14 protein-coding genes are annotated in these 16,229 nt (G+C 59.1%); 3 read left to right on the forward strand and 11 right to left on the reverse strand.

The features are described from left to right. The 7 genes from WA302_RS10840 to WA302_RS10870 all read right to left on the reverse strand — a co-directional run bounded on the left by WA302_RS10840 (nucleotide 1) and on the right by WA302_RS10870 (nucleotide 8,770). A complete protein-coding gene (locus tag WA302_RS10840) occupies nucleotides 1-1,026 on the reverse strand; it encodes an ABC transporter permease (protein ID WP_025303557.1) in 1,026 nt (341 codons plus the stop codon). Continuing rightward, nucleotides 1,023-2,114 carry a microcin C ABC transporter permease YejB gene (locus WA302_RS10845; protein ID WP_336063874.1) on the reverse strand — a complete coding sequence of 364 codons (1,092 nt, stop codon included), beginning with the start codon at nucleotides 2,112-2,114 and terminating at the stop codon, nucleotides 1,023-1,025. The genes WA302_RS10840 and WA302_RS10845 overlap by 4 nt, the downstream gene beginning before the upstream one ends. 9 nt (nucleotides 2,115-2,123) lie before the next feature. Next, nucleotides 2,124-3,932 carry an extracellular solute-binding protein gene (locus WA302_RS10850; protein WP_261456899.1) on the reverse strand — a complete coding sequence of 603 codons (1,809 nt, stop codon included), beginning with the start codon at nucleotides 3,930-3,932 and terminating at the stop codon, nucleotides 2,124-2,126. Between the two features lie 89 nt (nucleotides 3,933-4,021). Continuing rightward, complete coding sequence (locus WA302_RS10855) at nucleotides 4,022-5,608, reverse strand: cyclic di-GMP phosphodiesterase (RefSeq protein ID WP_089196094.1); 1,587 nt, start codon at nucleotides 5,606-5,608, stop codon at nucleotides 4,022-4,024. A 412-nt stretch (nucleotides 5,609-6,020) separates the two neighbouring features. Further along, the gene (mepS, locus tag WA302_RS10860) at nucleotides 6,021-6,596 is read right to left on the reverse strand and encodes a bifunctional murein DD-endopeptidase/murein LD-carboxypeptidase (RefSeq protein WP_025303553.1); all 576 of its coding nucleotides are present in this window, start codon (nucleotides 6,594-6,596) and stop codon (nucleotides 6,021-6,023) included. 410 nt (nucleotides 6,597-7,006) lie between these two features. Continuing rightward, nucleotides 7,007-7,717, reverse strand: a complete 711-nt coding sequence (locus WA302_RS10865; RefSeq protein ID WP_025303552.1) for a phosphatase PAP2 family protein — start codon at nucleotides 7,715-7,717, stop codon at nucleotides 7,007-7,009. Between the two features lie 78 nt (nucleotides 7,718-7,795). Continuing rightward, complete coding sequence (locus tag WA302_RS10870; RefSeq protein WP_025303551.1) at nucleotides 7,796-8,770, reverse strand: CobW family GTP-binding protein; 975 nt, start codon at nucleotides 8,768-8,770, stop codon at nucleotides 7,796-7,798. Nucleotides 8,771-9,088: 318 nt separating this feature from the next. Here WA302_RS10870 and WA302_RS10875 point away from each other — a divergent pair, with 318 nt between their 5' ends. Beyond that, a complete protein-coding gene (locus tag WA302_RS10875) occupies nucleotides 9,089-9,397 on the forward strand; it encodes a type 1 fimbrial protein (protein ID WP_004935734.1) in 309 nt (102 codons plus the stop codon). Between the two features lie 62 nt (nucleotides 9,398-9,459). On the opposite strand, the gene WA302_RS10880 is transcribed toward WA302_RS10875, so the two are convergent. Further along, complete coding sequence (locus tag WA302_RS10880) at nucleotides 9,460-10,932, reverse strand: mannitol dehydrogenase family protein (protein ID WP_164063938.1); 1,473 nt, start codon at nucleotides 10,930-10,932, stop codon at nucleotides 9,460-9,462. 293 nt (nucleotides 10,933-11,225) lie between these two features. On the opposite strand from WA302_RS10880, the gene uxuA reads away from it, so the two are divergent. Beyond that, nucleotides 11,226-12,416: a mannonate dehydratase gene (uxuA, locus tag WA302_RS10885; protein ID WP_197837188.1), complete on the forward strand. Its 1,191-nt coding sequence runs from the start codon at nucleotides 11,226-11,228 to the stop codon at nucleotides 12,414-12,416. A 42-nt stretch (nucleotides 12,417-12,458) separates the two neighbouring features. Here the strand turns inward: uxuA and yeiP are convergent, their stop codons facing one another. Both yeiP and mtr read right to left on the reverse strand, forming a co-directional pair. Further along, nucleotides 12,459-13,031, reverse strand: coding sequence for an elongation factor P-like protein YeiP (yeiP, locus tag WA302_RS10890; RefSeq protein ID WP_004935725.1), 573 nt, complete (start codon nucleotides 13,029-13,031; stop codon nucleotides 12,459-12,461). Nucleotides 13,032-13,157: 126 nt separating this feature from the next. Next, nucleotides 13,158-14,402 (reverse strand): tryptophan permease, encoded by a 1,245-nt coding sequence (gene mtr, locus WA302_RS10895; RefSeq protein WP_261456900.1) that lies wholly within the window; start codon nucleotides 14,400-14,402, stop codon nucleotides 13,158-13,160. Between the two features lie 271 nt (nucleotides 14,403-14,673). Here mtr and WA302_RS10900 point away from each other — a divergent pair, with 271 nt between their 5' ends. Further along, the gene (locus WA302_RS10900) at nucleotides 14,674-14,928 is read left to right on the forward strand and encodes a YkgJ family cysteine cluster protein (protein ID WP_019453627.1); all 255 of its coding nucleotides are present in this window, start codon (nucleotides 14,674-14,676) and stop codon (nucleotides 14,926-14,928) included. Here WA302_RS10900 and WA302_RS10905 read toward each other — a convergent pair. After that, nucleotides 14,925-16,100, reverse strand: coding sequence for a sugar efflux transporter (locus WA302_RS10905; protein ID WP_099817474.1), 1,176 nt, complete (start codon nucleotides 16,098-16,100; stop codon nucleotides 14,925-14,927). The two genes, WA302_RS10900 and WA302_RS10905, sit on opposite strands and share 4 nt — an antisense overlap. Nucleotides 16,101-16,229: the final 129 nt, after the last annotated feature.

The following is a 16,229-nucleotide window of genomic DNA, read 5'->3' on the forward strand; positions in this document are numbered from 1 at the left end:
TCAATGCGCCTTGCTGGGGTCAAAGGCGTCGCGCACCGCTTCGCCGATAAAGATTAATAACGACAGCAGCACAGCCAATACCAGGAAGGCGGTGATGCCGAGCCACGGCGCCTGCAGATTGTTTTTGCCTTGCAGCAGCAATTCGCCGAGCGACGGCGAGCCTATCGGCAGCCCGAAGCCGAGGAAATCGAGCGACGTCAGGGTGGTGATCGAGCCGCAAAGGATAAACGGCAGGAAGGTCAGCGTCGCCACCGTGGCGTTAGGCAGCATATGGCGGGACATGATCACGCGATCCGGCACGCCCATGGCGCGCGCGGCGCGGATGTAGTCAAAGTTGCGGGTGCGCAAGAATTCGGCGCGCACTACGCCCACCAGGCTCATCCAGCCGAACAGGATGGTGATGCCGAGCAGCCACCAGAAATTGGGCTGGACGATGCTCGACAACAGGATGATCAGAAACAGCGTCGGCATGCCCGACCACACTTCGATAAATCGCTGCCCCCACAGGTCGAAACGCCCGCCGTAATACCCCTGGGTCGCGCCGACGCACACGCCGATCAGACTGGAAAACAGCGTCAATGCCAGGCCGAACAGCATTGAAATGCGAAAACCGTACAGCACCCGAGCCAGCACATCGCCGCCGTTGCTGTCGGTGCCCAGCAGGTTATGGCGCGAAGGCGGCGAAGGGAAGGGCACCTCGGTGGCGAAGTTGATGGTGTCGTAGCTGAAACGGATCGGCGCCCAGACCGCCCAGCCGTGCCGTTCGATCTGCCGCTGGACGAACGGATCCTGATAGTCGGCTTCGGTATTCAGTTCGCCGCCGAAGGCGGTTTCGCTGTAGCTAATCATAAACGGCAGGTATAACCGGCCTTCATAACGCACCAACAGCGGTTTGTCGTTGGCGATCAGATCGGCGGCCAGGCTCAGGGTGAACAGCACCAGAAAGATCCACAGCGACCAGTAGCCGCGGCGGTTGCGGCGAAAACGCGCCCAGCGCGCCTGGTTGATCGGGCTAAGGCGGCTCATTGGCGGGCCTCGAAGTCAATGCGCGGATCGACCAGGGTGTAGGTGACATCGCTGAGGATGTTCAACAGCAGGCCGATCAGGGTGAAGATATACAGCGTGCCGAACATCACCGGGTAGTCGCGCTGCAGCGTGGCGTCGTAGCCCAGCAGCCCCAGGCCGTTGAGCGAGAACATCACCTCAATCAGCAGCGAGCCGGTAAAGAACATGCTGATAAAGGTGGCCGGAAAACCGGCGATCACCAGCAGCATGGCGTTGCGGAACACGTGGCGGTACAGGATCTTTTTTTCGTCCAGCCCTTTGGCGCGGGCGGTGGTGACGTACTGTTTGCGGATCTCATCGAGGAACGCGTTTTTGGTCAGCATGGTCAGGGTGGCGAAGCCGCCGATCACCGTCGCCAGCACCGGCAACGTGATGTGCCACAGGTAGTCGGCGATCTTCGCCGGCCAGGAAAGGGTGTCGAAGTTGCTGGACACCAGGCCACGCAGCGGGAACCAGTCGAGGTAGCTGCCGCCGGCGAACAGCACGATCATCAGGATAGCGAACAGGAAAGCCGGAATGGCGTAGCCGATGATGATCAGCGTGCTGCTCCAGGTATCGAATGCGCTGCCGTTGTGGACGGCCTTGCGGATGCCGAGCGGGATCGACACCAGATAGATGATCAGCGTGCTCCAAAGGCCCAGCGTGATGGAGACCGACAGGCTCTGGCCGATCAGCTGCATCACCGAAGCGCCGCGAAACAGGCTGTCGCCGAAGTCGAAGCGCATATAGTTCCACAGCATGGTGAAGTAGCGTTCGTGCAGCGGTTTGTCGAAGCCGTACCGTTGGGTGATCTCGGCGATCACCTCCGGATCCAGGCCGCGCGAACCGCGATATTGTCCGTCGCCTGCCGCGATGCCCGTCCGGGCATGGCCCAGGCCTTCGCCGACACCGCCGCTGCCAAAACCGCTGCCGTGCCCCAGCTCGATGGCGGCGATGGCCTGATCCACCGGGCCACCGGGCGCGATTTGCACGATAAAAAAGTTGATGGTGATGATCGCCCACAGCGTGGGGATCACCAATAACAGTCTGCGTATCAGATAGGCCGCCATTCCGACTCCTTATTGCCGCTGAGCCGGTAAGCGCGCCGCCTTGTTGACGTCGTACCACCAGTTGTCGAAGCCAATCGCATAGGCCGGGCGGATCGACGGCGTGGAGAATTTGTCCCAATAGGCATAGCGATCGTGGTTGGAGTACCACATCGGCAGCATGTAGTTGTTCCAGGTCAGCACCCGGTCCAGCGCGCGGCCGAGCGGCAACAGGGCTTTTTCGTCGCCCTGATGGGCGGCGATTTGCCTGACCAGGCTGTCGACCGCCGGGTCCTTGACGCCGGCCGTGTTGTAGCTGGAGTCGATGTACTGCGAATCCCACAGGATTTGCAGATCGGCGCTGGGGAACGGCATCGCCATGTACACCGTCGACATCATGTCGAAATCACGCTCGCGCATGCGGCGGGTGTACTGCGAGGCGTCAATCTCGCGGATTTGCATATCGATGCCCAACCGCTGCAGGTTGTGGCGAAACGGCAACACGTACTGGAAGTTGCTGCCGCTCAGCAGCATCAATTCAAAGGTGAACGGCTGGCCGGTTTTCGCGTTGACTAACTTTTGATTTTTGACCACCCAACCGGCTTCTTTCAGCAGTTGGGTCGCCTTCAGCAGGTTTTGCCGATCGTTGCCGCTGCCGTCGGAGGAGGGCGGTTGGTAGATGCTGGTAAACACCTCTGGCGGTATCTGGCCTTTGAGCGGCGCCAGCAAGGCCAGTTCAGCGGCGTCCGGGTAGCCGCGGGCGGCGTAGGCGGTGTTTTGGAAATAGCTGTCGGCGCGCTGATAGGCGTTGTAATACAGCGCTTTGTTCATCCAGTTGAAGTCGAAAGCCAGGCCGATCGCTTCCCGTACCCGACGATCGGCGAACAGCGGTTTTTGCAGGTTAAACGCCAGCCAGCGGGTATTCTGTGCCGCCTGATTGGTTTCGTCCTGTTTGATGATGTAGTTGCGCGCGAAATTACCGCCCTGATACTGGGTGGCCCAGCTCTTGGGCGACGGCTCGATGCGGAAATCATAACCGCCGGCCTTGAAGGCTTCCAGCGCCACTTTATCGTCCAGGTAATAATCGTAGCGAATGCTGTCGAAGTTATAGCGGCCGCGATTCACCGGTAGGTTGGCGGCCCAGTAGTCGCGCACCCGCTGATAGGTGATGTACTGGCCGAGGCGGTAATCGCCGATTTTGTACGGGCCGCTGGCGAGCGGCGGGGTGCTGAGTGGTTCGTTGAGCTTATGGTTTTTCCAGAAGCTTTCCGGCAATACGCGCAGGCTGAGCAGGCTGAGGATTTGATCGCGATTTGCCTTAGGCAGCTCGATGCGCACCGTCAGCCGGGAAATGGCCTTGACCGTGACGCCTTTGTAAAAGGAGCGAAACTGCGGTACGCCTTCGGTCATGAATTTATTGAAAGTAAAGGCCACGTCGGCGGCGGTGATCGGGCTGCCGTCCTGGAAGCGGGCGCGGGCGTTGATATCCAATTCCATCCAGCGCATGTCGGCCGGGAAACGGGCCGATTCGGCAATCAACGGGTAATAGCTGCCGGGTTCGTCGTCGGAGTTGGTGAACAGCGTATCGTACAGCTCCATCGTGCGCTCGCCGGGTACGCCGCGGGTAGCGAAACGGTTGAAGTTGTCGTAGGTGCCGATGGCCGCCAGCCGTACGTCGCCGCCTTTGGGCGCCGCCGGGTTGACGTAGTCGAAATGGCTGAAGTCGGTGGCGTATTTCGGTTCACCGAGCAGGGCGAAAGCGTAGCTTTCGTTGAGGGCTTCGGCCTGCAGACCGAAACTCAGTGCCGAGAGCACCAGAGCAGCGAAAATGCGCACGGACATCGGACGGTAAGCTCCTGCTGTGGAATAAGGTACAACCTGCGCCCAGCATAACATTCTTCGGGTGGGCGCAGGGTAAAGTTGCCTAAAGATTAACTATTTTTTTCCTGATAATCAAAGACCTGATTAGCATTGCAGTAAGCGACGAAATCATCGATGCTCAGCGGCTTGCTGAAGTAGTAGCCCTGCATGAAGTTGACGCCGTGTTCTTGCAGGAACTGCATCTGCTCGGCGGTTTCCACGCCCTCGGCCACCGTCAGCATTTTCAGCTTTTTCGCCAGCGAGATCACCGCATCCAGCACCGGCGCGGTGACCGTATCCTGGCCGATGGTGTTGACGAAGCCGCGATCGATCTTCAGGTAATCCATGGTGAAGCGCTCAAGATAGATCAACGCGCTGTGCCCGGTGCCGAAATCGTCCACCGCGATCTCGATACCCTGTTTGTGCAGCCAGTCGAACTCCGCCAGCGCGCTCTCTTCTTCCACCATGCCGCGTTCGGTGATTTCAAACACCAGCGTAAAGTAATCGCCCGGCAGCTGCGTCAGTAGTTCATACACGTCCTGATGGAACGACGGCGCGCTAAGGTGGGCAGGGGAAATATTGAGACCGACTTTGCCTCCCCGTGGCAGCGCTTTGGCGAGCTGCGGCGCATCTTCGGCGATCAGCCTGAACAGATGGCGGGTAAGCGGCACGATCAGCCCGTTGCTTTCGGCGTAGGGGATAAAGACATCGGGCGGGATGCGGCCCTCGAGCGGATGCTGCCAGCGGATCAGCGCTTCCAGCCCACCAATGCTGTTGCTGTCGGTATGGAACACCGGCTGGTATTCGATAAAGAACTCGTTGCGCTTGATGCCGCGCAGCAGCGCACGCTCCGGGCTTTGCCGCAACAGCAGCATATAGTAGCAGAGCACGCCAATCATCAGCGACAGCACCAGGCTGCCCAGCAGCGTCAGGCGAATGTCATTGGGCGTCAGTTTCTCGTTGTAGAACAGGATGGTCAGCGGCAGATTGGGCAGCGTCAGGGTATCCGCCTTGCCTTTCGGCAGTTGATCGACTGGCATCAGGTTTGGGCTGAAGGTGGTCAGGGCGCGGTTGCCCATCACGATGGCGATGCCCGGCGCCTGTTCGTCATGCGAGGTGAACAGTAAGTAGGGCATCAGATCGATGTCCAGCGTAGCGAGGATGCCGGTGGCCTTTTCGCCGGGATGCCGCAGCCAAACCGCAACCGCCGGTTTGTTCGGTACGATCGGCGTGCCCTGCTGCAGCTTCAGATCCAAAGGCAGATCCCAGTCGATTTCCTGGTAGAGATTTTTCATCGGCAACATCATGTCACCGGTGGCGGAAGAGCAATAGGCGTAGCCGCCTTTTACCAACAAGAAGGTGCGCACGCCGCTGGTAAAGGCCGCTTGGTAGGTAATATCCGACTGGCTGGAGAGGCAAGGCTTGTCCAGTAGCGGCATCATTTGCTGCATCACTGCCGTCAGGTGCGAGATATAACCCAGCGTGAATTTTTGCGTACGCGCTTCGACCTTGTGTTGATATTGCGTGCGCTGGTGGTTGATCAAAGAAAGCGTGACCGCAGTGAAGAGCGTAAAAAATACCAGGGCAGCGACACCGCTTTTAGCCAGGCTGCGCTGTCGGTGAGACACGCTGCGGGCAAAAGCTCTTTTCAAGCCCATAACCGAGTCCTCTGCAACCGGGCGTCAGGGGTGTCGCACAGCCAGTTAATGGATTGTGCCAACGGCTTTTTTTTCATTTTTGACTTTTTATCCCGAACCAACCGGCGGCGCCGTTTAAATACGCGGCGTCGCCGACAGAAATATAATGCGCCTATTTTAAGCGGAAACGTTTTAAATAACGCCGGGGCGCCGTTGCCGTCATCTGACGATAATAGGCGAGTTTTTCCTCGATGGCGCGATTTCCTGCCAACAGTTTATCAAAATAACGACGTGCGGCAGTGTTAAGTGGGGAACGGTGACGATAAGGCAGGGATCAATCTTGATGATACCCATTCGACAGCCAAAAAAAACGCCGCCCGTAGGCGGCGCTTATCGCTCGTTTGGTATTCAGGATCTTCAGGGCGTTGCGCCGTCAGCCGTTGGTCAACACTCGGCGTGCTTCTCGATAACGTTTATTCCAATAGTTATCGGTCAGCTTGGAAATCATGACGCCACTGCTGGTAGAAGCGTGAACGAACTGATCGTTACCTAAATAGATGCCGACATGGCGCCCGGTAGAACCGGCGCGGAACAGCACTAAATCGCCGGCGCGCAGCTTGGTGCGCTGGATTTTCTTGCCGAGATCTTCCTGTTCATAGGTAGAACGCGGTAAATCCATACCGAACTGTTCGCGGAAGGTGCGCTGTACAAACGCCGAGCAATCGATGCCGCGCTTGGTGTCACCGCCTAAGCGGTAGCGAACGCCTTTCCAGTCCGCGTACTGATCCATAATCTTTGACTTGACGTCAACGTTGCGGACCATCGCTTCGAATTCATCCTGAGAGGCTTGCAGTAAAAGACCGTCTTTGTCATTAACTGCACGCATCTCAGTTTGTGCGTTATTCAAGTTCGAAGTGTGAGTCGAGCTGCACGCTGACAGCATAACCGCAGCGGCAATTGCAGGGACTACCCGCAAAAAATATCTCAGAAACGGTTGAGATTTGACCATTGTTGTTGTTTTCCCTTGAAGTCCTTAACGACGAAAGTCGCTACCTGAAAAATGCCAAACGGAACGAGCCTAGTCCGCACCTGTTGCATCGACAACCAGTTACCGTTGAAAACGTGCGAGAACGCACATTTTTATCGGATTCCATACTGATTCGACTTAAACCAGGCACAAACGCATCTGAGATTACCGGAACAAATAGGGGATTGCGAGCCTTTTTCCCGTCTTTTTTATATGAATTTGTGATGTAACATAATGTAAATCTTCATATAAAAAACGCCAATTGTCCGATGTATGAATCTGGCGTGAAATCAGGTTGCAAAAGCGTTAACGACTGGTGGCGACATTTTGCGCTCGGCGAAGGGGGAAAGGCCGGGAGGCGGGCACCTCCCGGTATGAGTCATAAATGCATATTATGGTTGGCTGGGACGGTGCTTGCCGGGCAACAGGCGGTTCAACCGATCGACGATCCAGTCGCTGCAAGGCGTCATCAGCACCCAGCTGGCACCAACCAGCACCACGGACAGCGAGCCAACGGCGATATCGGTAAACCAGTGGGCGCCAATCATCACGCGTGGCAATGAGAAGACCAGCGTAATCAGCAGGGCGATGGCAAAGGCGCCGCGGCCGAAATAGCGCAGCATAAAGCAGGAAAAAATAATCAGCATCATGCCGTGGTCGCCGGGGAAGCTGTCGCCGGAAGCGTCCTTAGTGGGGATGCCGGTCAGTTCGCTGACGCGATTGATATTGTCAAAGGTCAGGGTGGGGCTCGGATGCTTCACCGGCAGCAGATGGCCAAGCTGGTTCAGCACCACGGCGGTCAGCAGCATCACCACGCCGGTGATCACCAGACGGCGGCGGCCGGCGGCGTCCTGCTTCAGATAAAAGTACAGATACAGCAGCCCCATGGCGAGCAGCGAGATCGCGTCGAACGCGCGGTTGTTGGTGATGGCGACCAGGTGCAAAAACGCCGGGTCGGTGGCCAGATGGCGGTTAAAGAAGAAGAAGATCGCCGAATCCAGGGTAAACCAGCCGCCGTGATTGGCCGGCAGGAACCAGGACAGAAACAGCGCAACGCCCAGTAAATTGAAGAAGAGAATGAAGGGTAAATTGCGGCGTGTCATGACATAAACCTGTTGGAAAAATGAAAACGAAACAAAACCCGGTTGCCCTGCGACAACCGGGGGGCAACGGTACGGGGTTTAACTTAAACGAATCTTAAACAAGGCGGATTGCAGGGCGTTCCAATCGGCATTTTCGCTGTGGATCAGTTCAATTCGGCTGTCGAGCGGTGCGAGCGGGCGAGTTTCGATGTTGAGATCCTGCCCCTGGCGATTGATCAGCAATGTGCCTTCGGGGATGCGCACCACGCCTTTGATTCGTTCGACCGGCGCCAGCCGCACCCACTCCATGAAACCGACGGTATCGAACCGGGTGTCGCCGTCAAAAATCCAGCCGCAGCTGGTGAAGCCTTGCCCTTCGTTCAGCGCTCGCCGCCAACGGGCGTGTTCCGGCAGCCGCAGCGCCGCCAGCCCCTGCTTTTTCGCCTGACCATGATGATGCTGCGCGTCCGGCAATTCTGTACGATTTGTGCGAGGAAGTGACAACAGCGCGACATCTGCTTCGCCTTGCGCGATGGCGTAGCAGGGCCGCTGCAGCGAATCTTGCGCCCTCCAGGCTTCCAGCGCCAGTCTGTCTTGCGGTTGATAGGTGTCGTTTTTGCTGGCCAGAATAACGTCGGCCGCGGCCAGCTGATCGCGGAAATTTTCGTTGTCGCGGTAGCGGGGTTGGCTAAGCTGGCGGGCATCCAGCAGGCACAGCGTGGCCTGCAGATCGATCCAGCCGGCATAGCTCTCCTGGGTCAGCAGTGACAGGATTTGCTTCGGGTGTCCTAGCCCGGTCGGCTCGATCAGCAGCCGGTCCGGTTTGGCCTGTTGCAACAGCATATTCAAGCCCACCTGCATCGGCAGGCCGTTGACGCAGCACATGCAACCGCCGGGGATCTCTTTGAGCACCGCGCCGCTGTCCGCCAGCAGCGCGCCGTCGATGCCGATCTCGCCGAATTCATTGACCAATACCGCCCAGCGTTCATGTTCGGGTTTATGAGCCAGCAAATGGCGGATAGTGGTGGTTTTACCGCTGCCGAGGAAACCGGTAATCAAATTGGTTTTGGTCATTAATCATTCCTGGCGCAAAAATTAACCTGCTTAATAAATGAGTTACGCAGCCGTATCGGTGAAACGACCGCGATTTAATTTGTGCTCTATCTCGCAAATTTTGCATGTCACCCTGCGCTTTTCAACCGATAAAATCCACCTTTCTTTGCAAGAAAATTCTTAGATAAAACCCTGTATTAGATACGGTTAACTTTTGTTAGTAGCTTGTTTTTACATTGTTAATGACGCGATTAACGATCAAATCCTGTCCCTTTCCTTGCGATTATTCCTAACAAGATCCTCTATGGTTAAATTGGCTTAACTAAAAATGAGGTTGCCATGAATACCTTTCGGTTATTTTTGATCGTAGGAATGTTGTTTTCATGGACGGCAGTGAGTCAGGCAGGAGTGGCCGGCGGGGTAATTCGCTTCGTCGGCTCTATCGTTGAAAGTCCTTGCACGGTCAAGATTGCAGATTCTAAGGCGAATACGCAATGTTACCGCAACGGCCAGCATTATCAGGCCCAGCAAGCGTTGTCAGGTTTTGATACTACACGCAAAGAACTTCCGCTGAATCTTGGCACAACCGAAATGAAGTGGGTAGACCAACAGAAGAAACTTGCTGTTATGACGGTCGTTTATCGTTAAGTCGTTCCGCCATGCCGGCGTAACGTTACGCCGGCATGGTTATTCTCGGTCTTGCAGGCTCCTCACCGCATCACCCAATGCTTTACCGTTTCACGCGCACCGCGATCGCGCAGTGACAAATAGGCTTGCGTCACTGCGTCGGTAAACCCCCCATGCGTCGCCAGCGCTTCGCCGAACACCGGTTTGAGCGCCAGCAGCGCCGTTACGCGCCGCCGATCGTCCGGCGTGGCGGCGACAGTCTGTTGCAGCACGTCTGCCAGCGGATCGCGAATGTCGATCGGCTGTCCGGCGTCATCGACGCCGCCGATGTAACGCATCCAGCCCGCCACGCCCAGCGCCAGCCCGCTATAGTCGCCGCCGTGCCGCAGATGCCAGCGCACGGCGTCCAGCAGACGCTGCGGTAGCTTCTGCGAACCGTCCATGGCGATCTGCCAGGTGAGGTGTTGCAGCGCCGGATTGCTGAAGCGCGCGATAAGCTGTGCGGCGTAGTCGGCCAGACTGATGCCGGTGACGCTCAGCGTCGGGGCCTGTTCGTCCAGCATCAATCGCAGGGCGGCGCGACGGTAGTGCTCATCCGCCATGCACTCGTTGATATAGCGGTAGCCGCCCAGGTAGCCGAGATAAGCCAGGAACGAGTGGCTGCCGTTCAGCATGCGCAGCTTCATGTGTTCAAACGGCAGCACATCGCTGACCAACTGGGCGCCGGCCAGCTCCCACGTCGGGCGTCCGGCGACGAAGTGGTCTTCCACCACCCATTGAATGAAGGGCTCGCAGGCGATGGCGCATTCGTCGCGCACGCCGCCCAGCGCGGCGGCGATCTCATCCAGCGTAGTCGGCGTGGCGGCCGGCACGATGCGGTCCACCATGGTGCAGGGGAAGGTGGCGGCGGCGGCGATCCAATCGGCGAGCGACGGATCCCGCGCCTGCGCCAGATCGAGCACCGCCCGGCGCAGCACGTGGCCGTTCTCCGGAATATTGTCGCAGGAGAGCAGGGAAAAGGCGGGCAGGCCGCGTTCGCGCCGCAGCCGCAGCGCCTCTACCACAATGCCGGGCACGGTCTGCGGCTGATGCGGCGCCGCCAGATCGGCGACGATCCCCGGATGCTGCCAATCCAGTTGCCCGTTGCCGGGCTCGATGCAGTAGCCTTTTTCGGTGATGGTCATCGAGACGATTGCCACCTGCGGCTCTGCCAGCTTCTCCAGCACCGCGGCGATGCCCTCCAGCTTGCGGTGCAGGCTTTCATGCACCGCGCCGATCACAATGGCCTGATGGCCGTCCACGCCTTTCTCCAGCACGCTGTACAGATGATCCTGCTGCCGCAGCGCCTCAAACAGCGGCACGCCGCCAGACAGGCTGATTTCGCAAATGCCCCAGTCGCCGCCCTGGGCGTTCAATACCCGATCCGTCAGCAGCGCTTGATGTGCGCGGTGGAAAGCGCCGAAACCCAGGTGCACGATACGGCTGCGCAGGGCACGGCGATCATAGTTCGGTTGCCGGACGGTGCCCGGTAGCGGGGTGTTGGCGATCGTTTTCATCTCATCTCCAAAGCGTGTAGGACAGCTGGCGGGCCACTTGCATCCAGTTAGCGGACCAGTTTGCCGCCGTATGGGCAGGGTGGCGCCGGCGATAAAAAACTGCGACCAGTGTAGGTCTGTCGACAAGTTAAAGGAATTGGTCAGTCCAAAATAAGCCAAAATCGTGAAGTGGATCAACCAATGCGCGGTTCACTTTTGACAGCGCAGGGCGAAAGAGTACCTTAAAGATAACTGACATCTAAATTAAACTGGTATAACAGCATCGCGGTGCGAGACAGGCATAAGGACAAAACATGGAACAAACATGGCGTTGGTATGGCCCGAACGATCCGGTTTCTTTGGATGATGTGCGTCAGGCCGGGGCGACCGGAGTCGTGACGGCGCTGCATCATATCGCGAACGGCGAAGTCTGGCCGATCGACGAAATCCGCGCGCGGCAGGCGCTATTGGCGGAAAAGGGGCTGGTGTGGTCGGTGGTGGAGAGCGTGCCGGTGCATGAGGAGATCAAAACCCACAGCGGCGACTGGCAGCGGCATATCGCCCATTACCAGCAGACGCTGCGCAACCTGGCGGCCTGCGGCATCGATACCGTCTGCTACAACTTCATGCCGATCCTCGACTGGACGCGTACCGATCTGGCCTATTTGCTGCCGGACGGCGCCAAGGCGCTGCGTTTCGATCAGATCGCCTTCGCCGCGTTCGAGTTGCATATCCTGCAGCGCGCCGGCGCCGAGGTGGACTATACGCCGCAAGAGCGCAGTCAGGCGGCAGCCTATTTCGCCGCCATGAGCGAGGAGGAGAAAGCCACGCTGACCGGCAATATCATCGCCGGCCTGCCGGGAGCGGAAGAAGGCTATACGCTGGATCAGTTCCGCCGCCGCCTGGCGGAATACGACGGCATCGACAAGGCGCAATTGCGCGAAAACATGGCGATCTTTCTGCGCGCCATCGTGCCGGTGGCGGAAGAGGCCGGCATCCGGTTGGCGGTGCATCCCGACGATCCGCCGCGGCCGATCCTCGGCCTGCCGCGCATCGTCTCCACGATTGAAGACATGCAGTGGCTGAAGCAGACCGTCGACAGCATTCATAACGGTTTCACCCTGTGCACCGGTTCCTACGGCGTGCGCGCCGACAACGATCTGGTGCGGATGATTGAAACCTTCGGCGATCGCATTCACTTCACCCACCTGCGCGCCACCTGCCGCGAGGAGAACCCGAAAAGCTTCCACGAGGGGGCGCACCTGCAGGGCGATGTGGACATGGTGGCGGTGATCGAAGCGATCCTGACCGAAGAGCTGCGTCGGCAACGGGCCGGCGATCGGCGGCCGATCCCGATGCGCCCCGATCATGGGCATCAGATGCTGGACGATTTGAAAAAGAAAACCAATCCGGGCTATTCGGCCATCGGGCGGTTGAAAGGGCTGGCGGAGCTGCGCGGCGTCGAGCTGGCGCTCAAGCGGCGCTTTTTCCCGGAATTGCCGTAGCGGAAAATGAAACGGGGCCGAGACTCGGCCCCGCTGGCGCGACTAGTCAGCGCGGCTCATGTAGCGGCGTTCGGCGATATGAATGCGAATTTTGTCGCCGGCGCTGAGGTATTCCGGCACATGGATCACCAGACCGGTCGCCATGGTGGCCGGTTTGTTGCGGGCGCTGGCGGAAGCGCCTTTGATGCCCGGCGCGGTCTCGACGATTTCCATATCTACGGTCTGGGGCAGCTCCAGCGCCAGCACCTGGCCATCCAGCGTCAGCACCTGCATGCCCGGCAGGCCGCCTTCCGGAATGAACAGCAGCTCGTCTTCGATCTGGTCTTTCTTGAAGATGTACGGCGTGTAATCTTCGTCATCCATAAACACGTATTCTTCGCCATCGATATAGGAGAAGTTCACCTTGCGGCGCGACAGGGAAATGGTGTCCAGGATATCGTCGCCCTTGAAGCGTTCTTCCACTTTCAGGCCGGTGCGCACGTCGGAGAAGCGCATTTTGTACAGGGTGCTGGCGCCGCGGGCGCTCGGGCTCTGCACGTCGATATCTTTTACCAGCAGCAGCTTGCCGTTGTAGCTGATCGCCATGCCGCGTTTAATTTCGTTAGCTCTTGCCATTTCAATTCATCCGCAATGAAGAGTATTAGAGAAGTTGCGACAAGGTACTCGCGCCACCGATTTCAGGCAATAGCCCGGCGCAAAAACAGTGCGGGAAAGGGAGGGCGGCCGCCCTCCCGTCGGGGATTAGTGGAAGACCGGCAGCAGGCCGAAAAGCGACAGAATATGCGCGGCGGCGTTGATCAAGCCGAACAGGATGACGAACAGGATCACGCCGTTACCGCCCGGTGCGCGGTAACCCGCCTGCGGATAGCGGCGGCGGCTGGCGCGCGCCATCAGCGCCGGCACGATCACCGCCCAGATGGTGGCCGCCAGCCCGGCAAAGCCGATGGCGTACAGAAAACCGTTCGGGAACAGCAGCGCGGCCAGGGTCGGCGGCACAAAGGTCACCAGCGCGGTCTTGCTGCGCCCGACGGCGTCGTCCTTGAACTTGCAGAAGTCCGCCAGGTAGTCGAACAGGCCCAGCGACACGCCGAGGAACGAGCTGGCCAGCGCCATATAGGAGAAGGCGTTCAGCAGTTGGCTGACGGTCTGGCTGCTGGAGACGTTGCCCATTTGCTTGAGCAGGCTGCCGATATTGCCGCCTTCGGCGATCACCTGCTTAAAGGCATCGCGCGTGATATTGCCCTGAATCACATACTGCCACAGGATGTAGATAGCCAATGCCAGCAGGGTGCCGTACACCAGGCTGCGCACCACGGAGCTGCTGTCCTTGTGGTAGTACTTCACCAGCCCGGGAATGTTGCCGTGGTAGCCGAACGAGGTCAGCAGGTAAGGCAACGCCGCCAGGGCGTAAGGCAGATAGCTGGCCTGGTCATCGCCGGTGTTGAACAGCACCGCGGGCTGCACGTGGGTGAACATGTCGCCCACGGACATCACGAAGGTGATCACCATGCCGCCGATCAGAATGGTGCTCAGGCGGTCGACCGCGCGGGTGGAGAGCCAGACGATAAACGCCACGACCAGTGCGAAGACCAGGCCGGCGGTGGTCTGGCCGACGCCGACGATGCCCTCCAGCGTATGCGCGATAATCGAGCCGCCGGCGGAGATATAGGCGTAGGTCAGGATGTAGAGTACGAACGCCACCGACAGGCCGTTCACGGCGTTCCAGCCCTTACCCAGCAGATCCTTGACCATGGTGTTGAAGCTGGCGCCGCTCGGGTAGTGCAGCGTGGCTTCGAGGATCATCAGGCCGGAAAGCAACATGCAGGCCCAGGTATACACCAGCAGCGCGACGGAGCCGCTGAACCAGACACCGGAAGTGACGATCGGAATGGAAAACATGCCGGCGCCAACGGCGGTTCCGGCAATGATCATCGCGCCGCCGAGGACGGAAGGGCGGGCTAGCTTCTGGATGGTGTCCGTAGACATGCGTGCTCCTGATGGAAGAAGTTCTTTTGTACTAGCTCAATGGTACATGGGTGCATGGCGCATGTAAAGCGGGGGGATTGCACGTTTCACGCGTTTTTGTCTTTAAATTGCGGCTTTTTGGGCGTTTACTCGCCAGGCGGCGAATCAGGCGGGGTAAGACGGTTGCGGGACGAGTGTAAAGATCGCAGGGGCGCAGGGATTCTGCTGGCGGCCACCGCGCGCGGCTGCTATTGTCGCGCTTCTTTTCCCCAGCCCACCAGGAGTAGCGCTGATGGACTGTCGCAGCGACTGCGGCGCCTGCTGTATCGCGCCGTCAATATCCAGCCCGATCCCCGGCATGCCGAACGGTAAGCCCGCCAATACCCGCTGCATTCATCTGGATGAACAGCTGCGCTGCGGCCTGTTTCATTCGCCGCTGCGGCCGAAAGTGTGCGGCAGCCTGCAGCCGAGCCGCGATATGTGCCACGATCACCGCGATCAGGCGCTGATCTACCTCGCCAGGCTGGAAGCGGACACCGCGCCCTAAACTTCCCTCAGCTTCCACAGACACAGCGTCGCACCTGCCGCCATCGCCAGCGCGGCGTAAAATACCGCATGGTAGTTCCAGATTTCCGCCACCGCACCGGCGATGGCGCCGGCAATGACCCAGCCGACCCGAATGGTGTTGGTGAACAGCGTGGTGGCCGTGCCGGCCTGGCCGGGCATCAAATCCTGGAAGTAGAGCATGCCGATCCCCGCCAACACGCCGATAAACGCCGCATTCAGCAGCTGCAGGGCGATGAGTTGGACACTGCCGGTGATAAACAGCAGGCTGCAATAGAATAATACGCCGGCGACGGCAGCACCTAGCATCAAACAACGCTTGCCGCAGCGTTTCGCCACCAGACCGGCGATCAGCATGATCGGGATTTCCAGCCCGGCGGCGGTGCCCATCAGCACGCCGACCAGCCGCTCCGGCAGCCGCAGTTCGTGCACCATATACAGCGGCATGTTGATCAGGTACATGCTGTTGGCGGTCCACATCAAAGTGCTGGCGCCAAACAGCAGTAGCGCATCGCGGCGATGCTGGCGCGGTGCGGCCAGGGGCGCACTCGCCGCGGCAGTTTTCGGCATGGAAGGCAGCCGTTTCCACACCAGCAGGCCGCACAGCACAAAGGCCGCCGCGCCCGCCAGATACATGGCCTTGAAGCCGAAGCCCAGCGCCAGCGCGAAGGCGATCGGCGGGCCAATGACCCAGGCGAGCGAGACCTGGGCGCGCATGATGGAGGTGAACATGACCGCCTCGCGGCCGGTGCGATCGGCGTGTTCGCGCGCCAGAGCGAACATTTGCGGGTTAGCGGTGGAGCCGAAGCTGGTGAGCAGCACGCCGACGAGCAGCAGCAGGTAATAGTTGCGGCTCCAGGCGAACAGCGTGAACCCCAGCGCCCCCAGCATACAGCAGAGGAAGATCAGTGATTTGCGGTCGCCTTTTTTATCCGAGCGGCCGGCGAGAAACTGGCTGACCAGAATGCCGATCACCGCGCTGCCGGTAAAGAACAGCCCAACCAGCGCCGGCCGCACCTTGACTTCGGTTTCCAAAAACAGGCTCAGCGTCGGGGTTTGCAACGCACCGGCGATGCCGGTCAGGAACGCCACCGCCAAAAAGGCCAGCGAAGTGAGATCGGGCGCGCGTCGCGTTACTGCGGATGAAGTCGGCATGGTGGTTGAGAATTCGTCGAAAAAGGAAGGTCGCGCGCATCATACGCCCGTTGAAATGAAACGCAAACCGCTCCTTTGCGGCGAAGGGTAAACGGATATGTCGCGCGGCGACGAGAAAAAAGGGGCGCG

This window comes from Serratia sp. 201 (assembly GCF_037027545.1).
GTDB lineage: Bacteria > Pseudomonadota > Gammaproteobacteria > Enterobacterales > Enterobacteriaceae > Serratia > Serratia bockelmannii.

Bases quoted from the DNA above. Each gene is read 5' to 3' on its own strand.
- WA302_RS10840 (WP_025303557.1), bottom strand. From the start codon at position 1,026: ATGAGCCGCCTTAGCCCGATCAACCAGGCGCGCTGGGCGCGTTTTCGC.
- WA302_RS10845 (WP_336063874.1), bottom strand. From the start codon at position 2,114: ATGGCGGCCTATCTGATACGCAGACTGTTATTGGTGATCCCCACGCTG.
- WA302_RS10850 (WP_261456899.1), bottom strand. From the start codon at position 3,932: ATGTCCGTGCGCATTTTCGCTGCTCTGGTGCTCTCGGCACTGAGTTTC.
- WA302_RS10855 (WP_089196094.1), bottom strand. From the start codon at position 5,608: ATGGGCTTGAAAAGAGCTTTTGCCCGCAGCGTGTCTCACCGACAGCGC.
- mepS (WP_025303553.1), bottom strand. From the start codon at position 6,596: ATGGTCAAATCTCAACCGTTTCTGAGATATTTTTTGCGGGTAGTCCCT.
- WA302_RS10865 (WP_025303552.1), bottom strand. From the start codon at position 7,717: ATGACACGCCGCAATTTACCCTTCATTCTCTTCTTCAATTTACTGGGC.
- WA302_RS10870 (WP_025303551.1), bottom strand. From the start codon at position 8,770: ATGACCAAAACCAATTTGATTACCGGTTTCCTCGGCAGCGGTAAAACC.
- WA302_RS10875 (WP_004935734.1), top strand. From the start codon at position 9,089: ATGAATACCTTTCGGTTATTTTTGATCGTAGGAATGTTGTTTTCATGG.
- WA302_RS10880 (WP_164063938.1), bottom strand. From the start codon at position 10,932: ATGAAAACGATCGCCAACACCCCGCTACCGGGCACCGTCCGGCAACCG.
- uxuA (WP_197837188.1), top strand. From the start codon at position 11,226: ATGGAACAAACATGGCGTTGGTATGGCCCGAACGATCCGGTTTCTTTG.
- yeiP (WP_004935725.1), bottom strand. From the start codon at position 13,031: ATGGCAAGAGCTAACGAAATTAAACGCGGCATGGCGATCAGCTACAAC.
- mtr (WP_261456900.1), bottom strand. From the start codon at position 14,402: ATGTCTACGGACACCATCCAGAAGCTAGCCCGCCCTTCCGTCCTCGGC.
- WA302_RS10900 (WP_019453627.1), top strand. From the start codon at position 14,674: ATGGACTGTCGCAGCGACTGCGGCGCCTGCTGTATCGCGCCGTCAATA.
- WA302_RS10905 (WP_099817474.1), bottom strand. From the start codon at position 16,100: ATGCCGACTTCATCCGCAGTAACGCGACGCGCGCCCGATCTCACTTCG.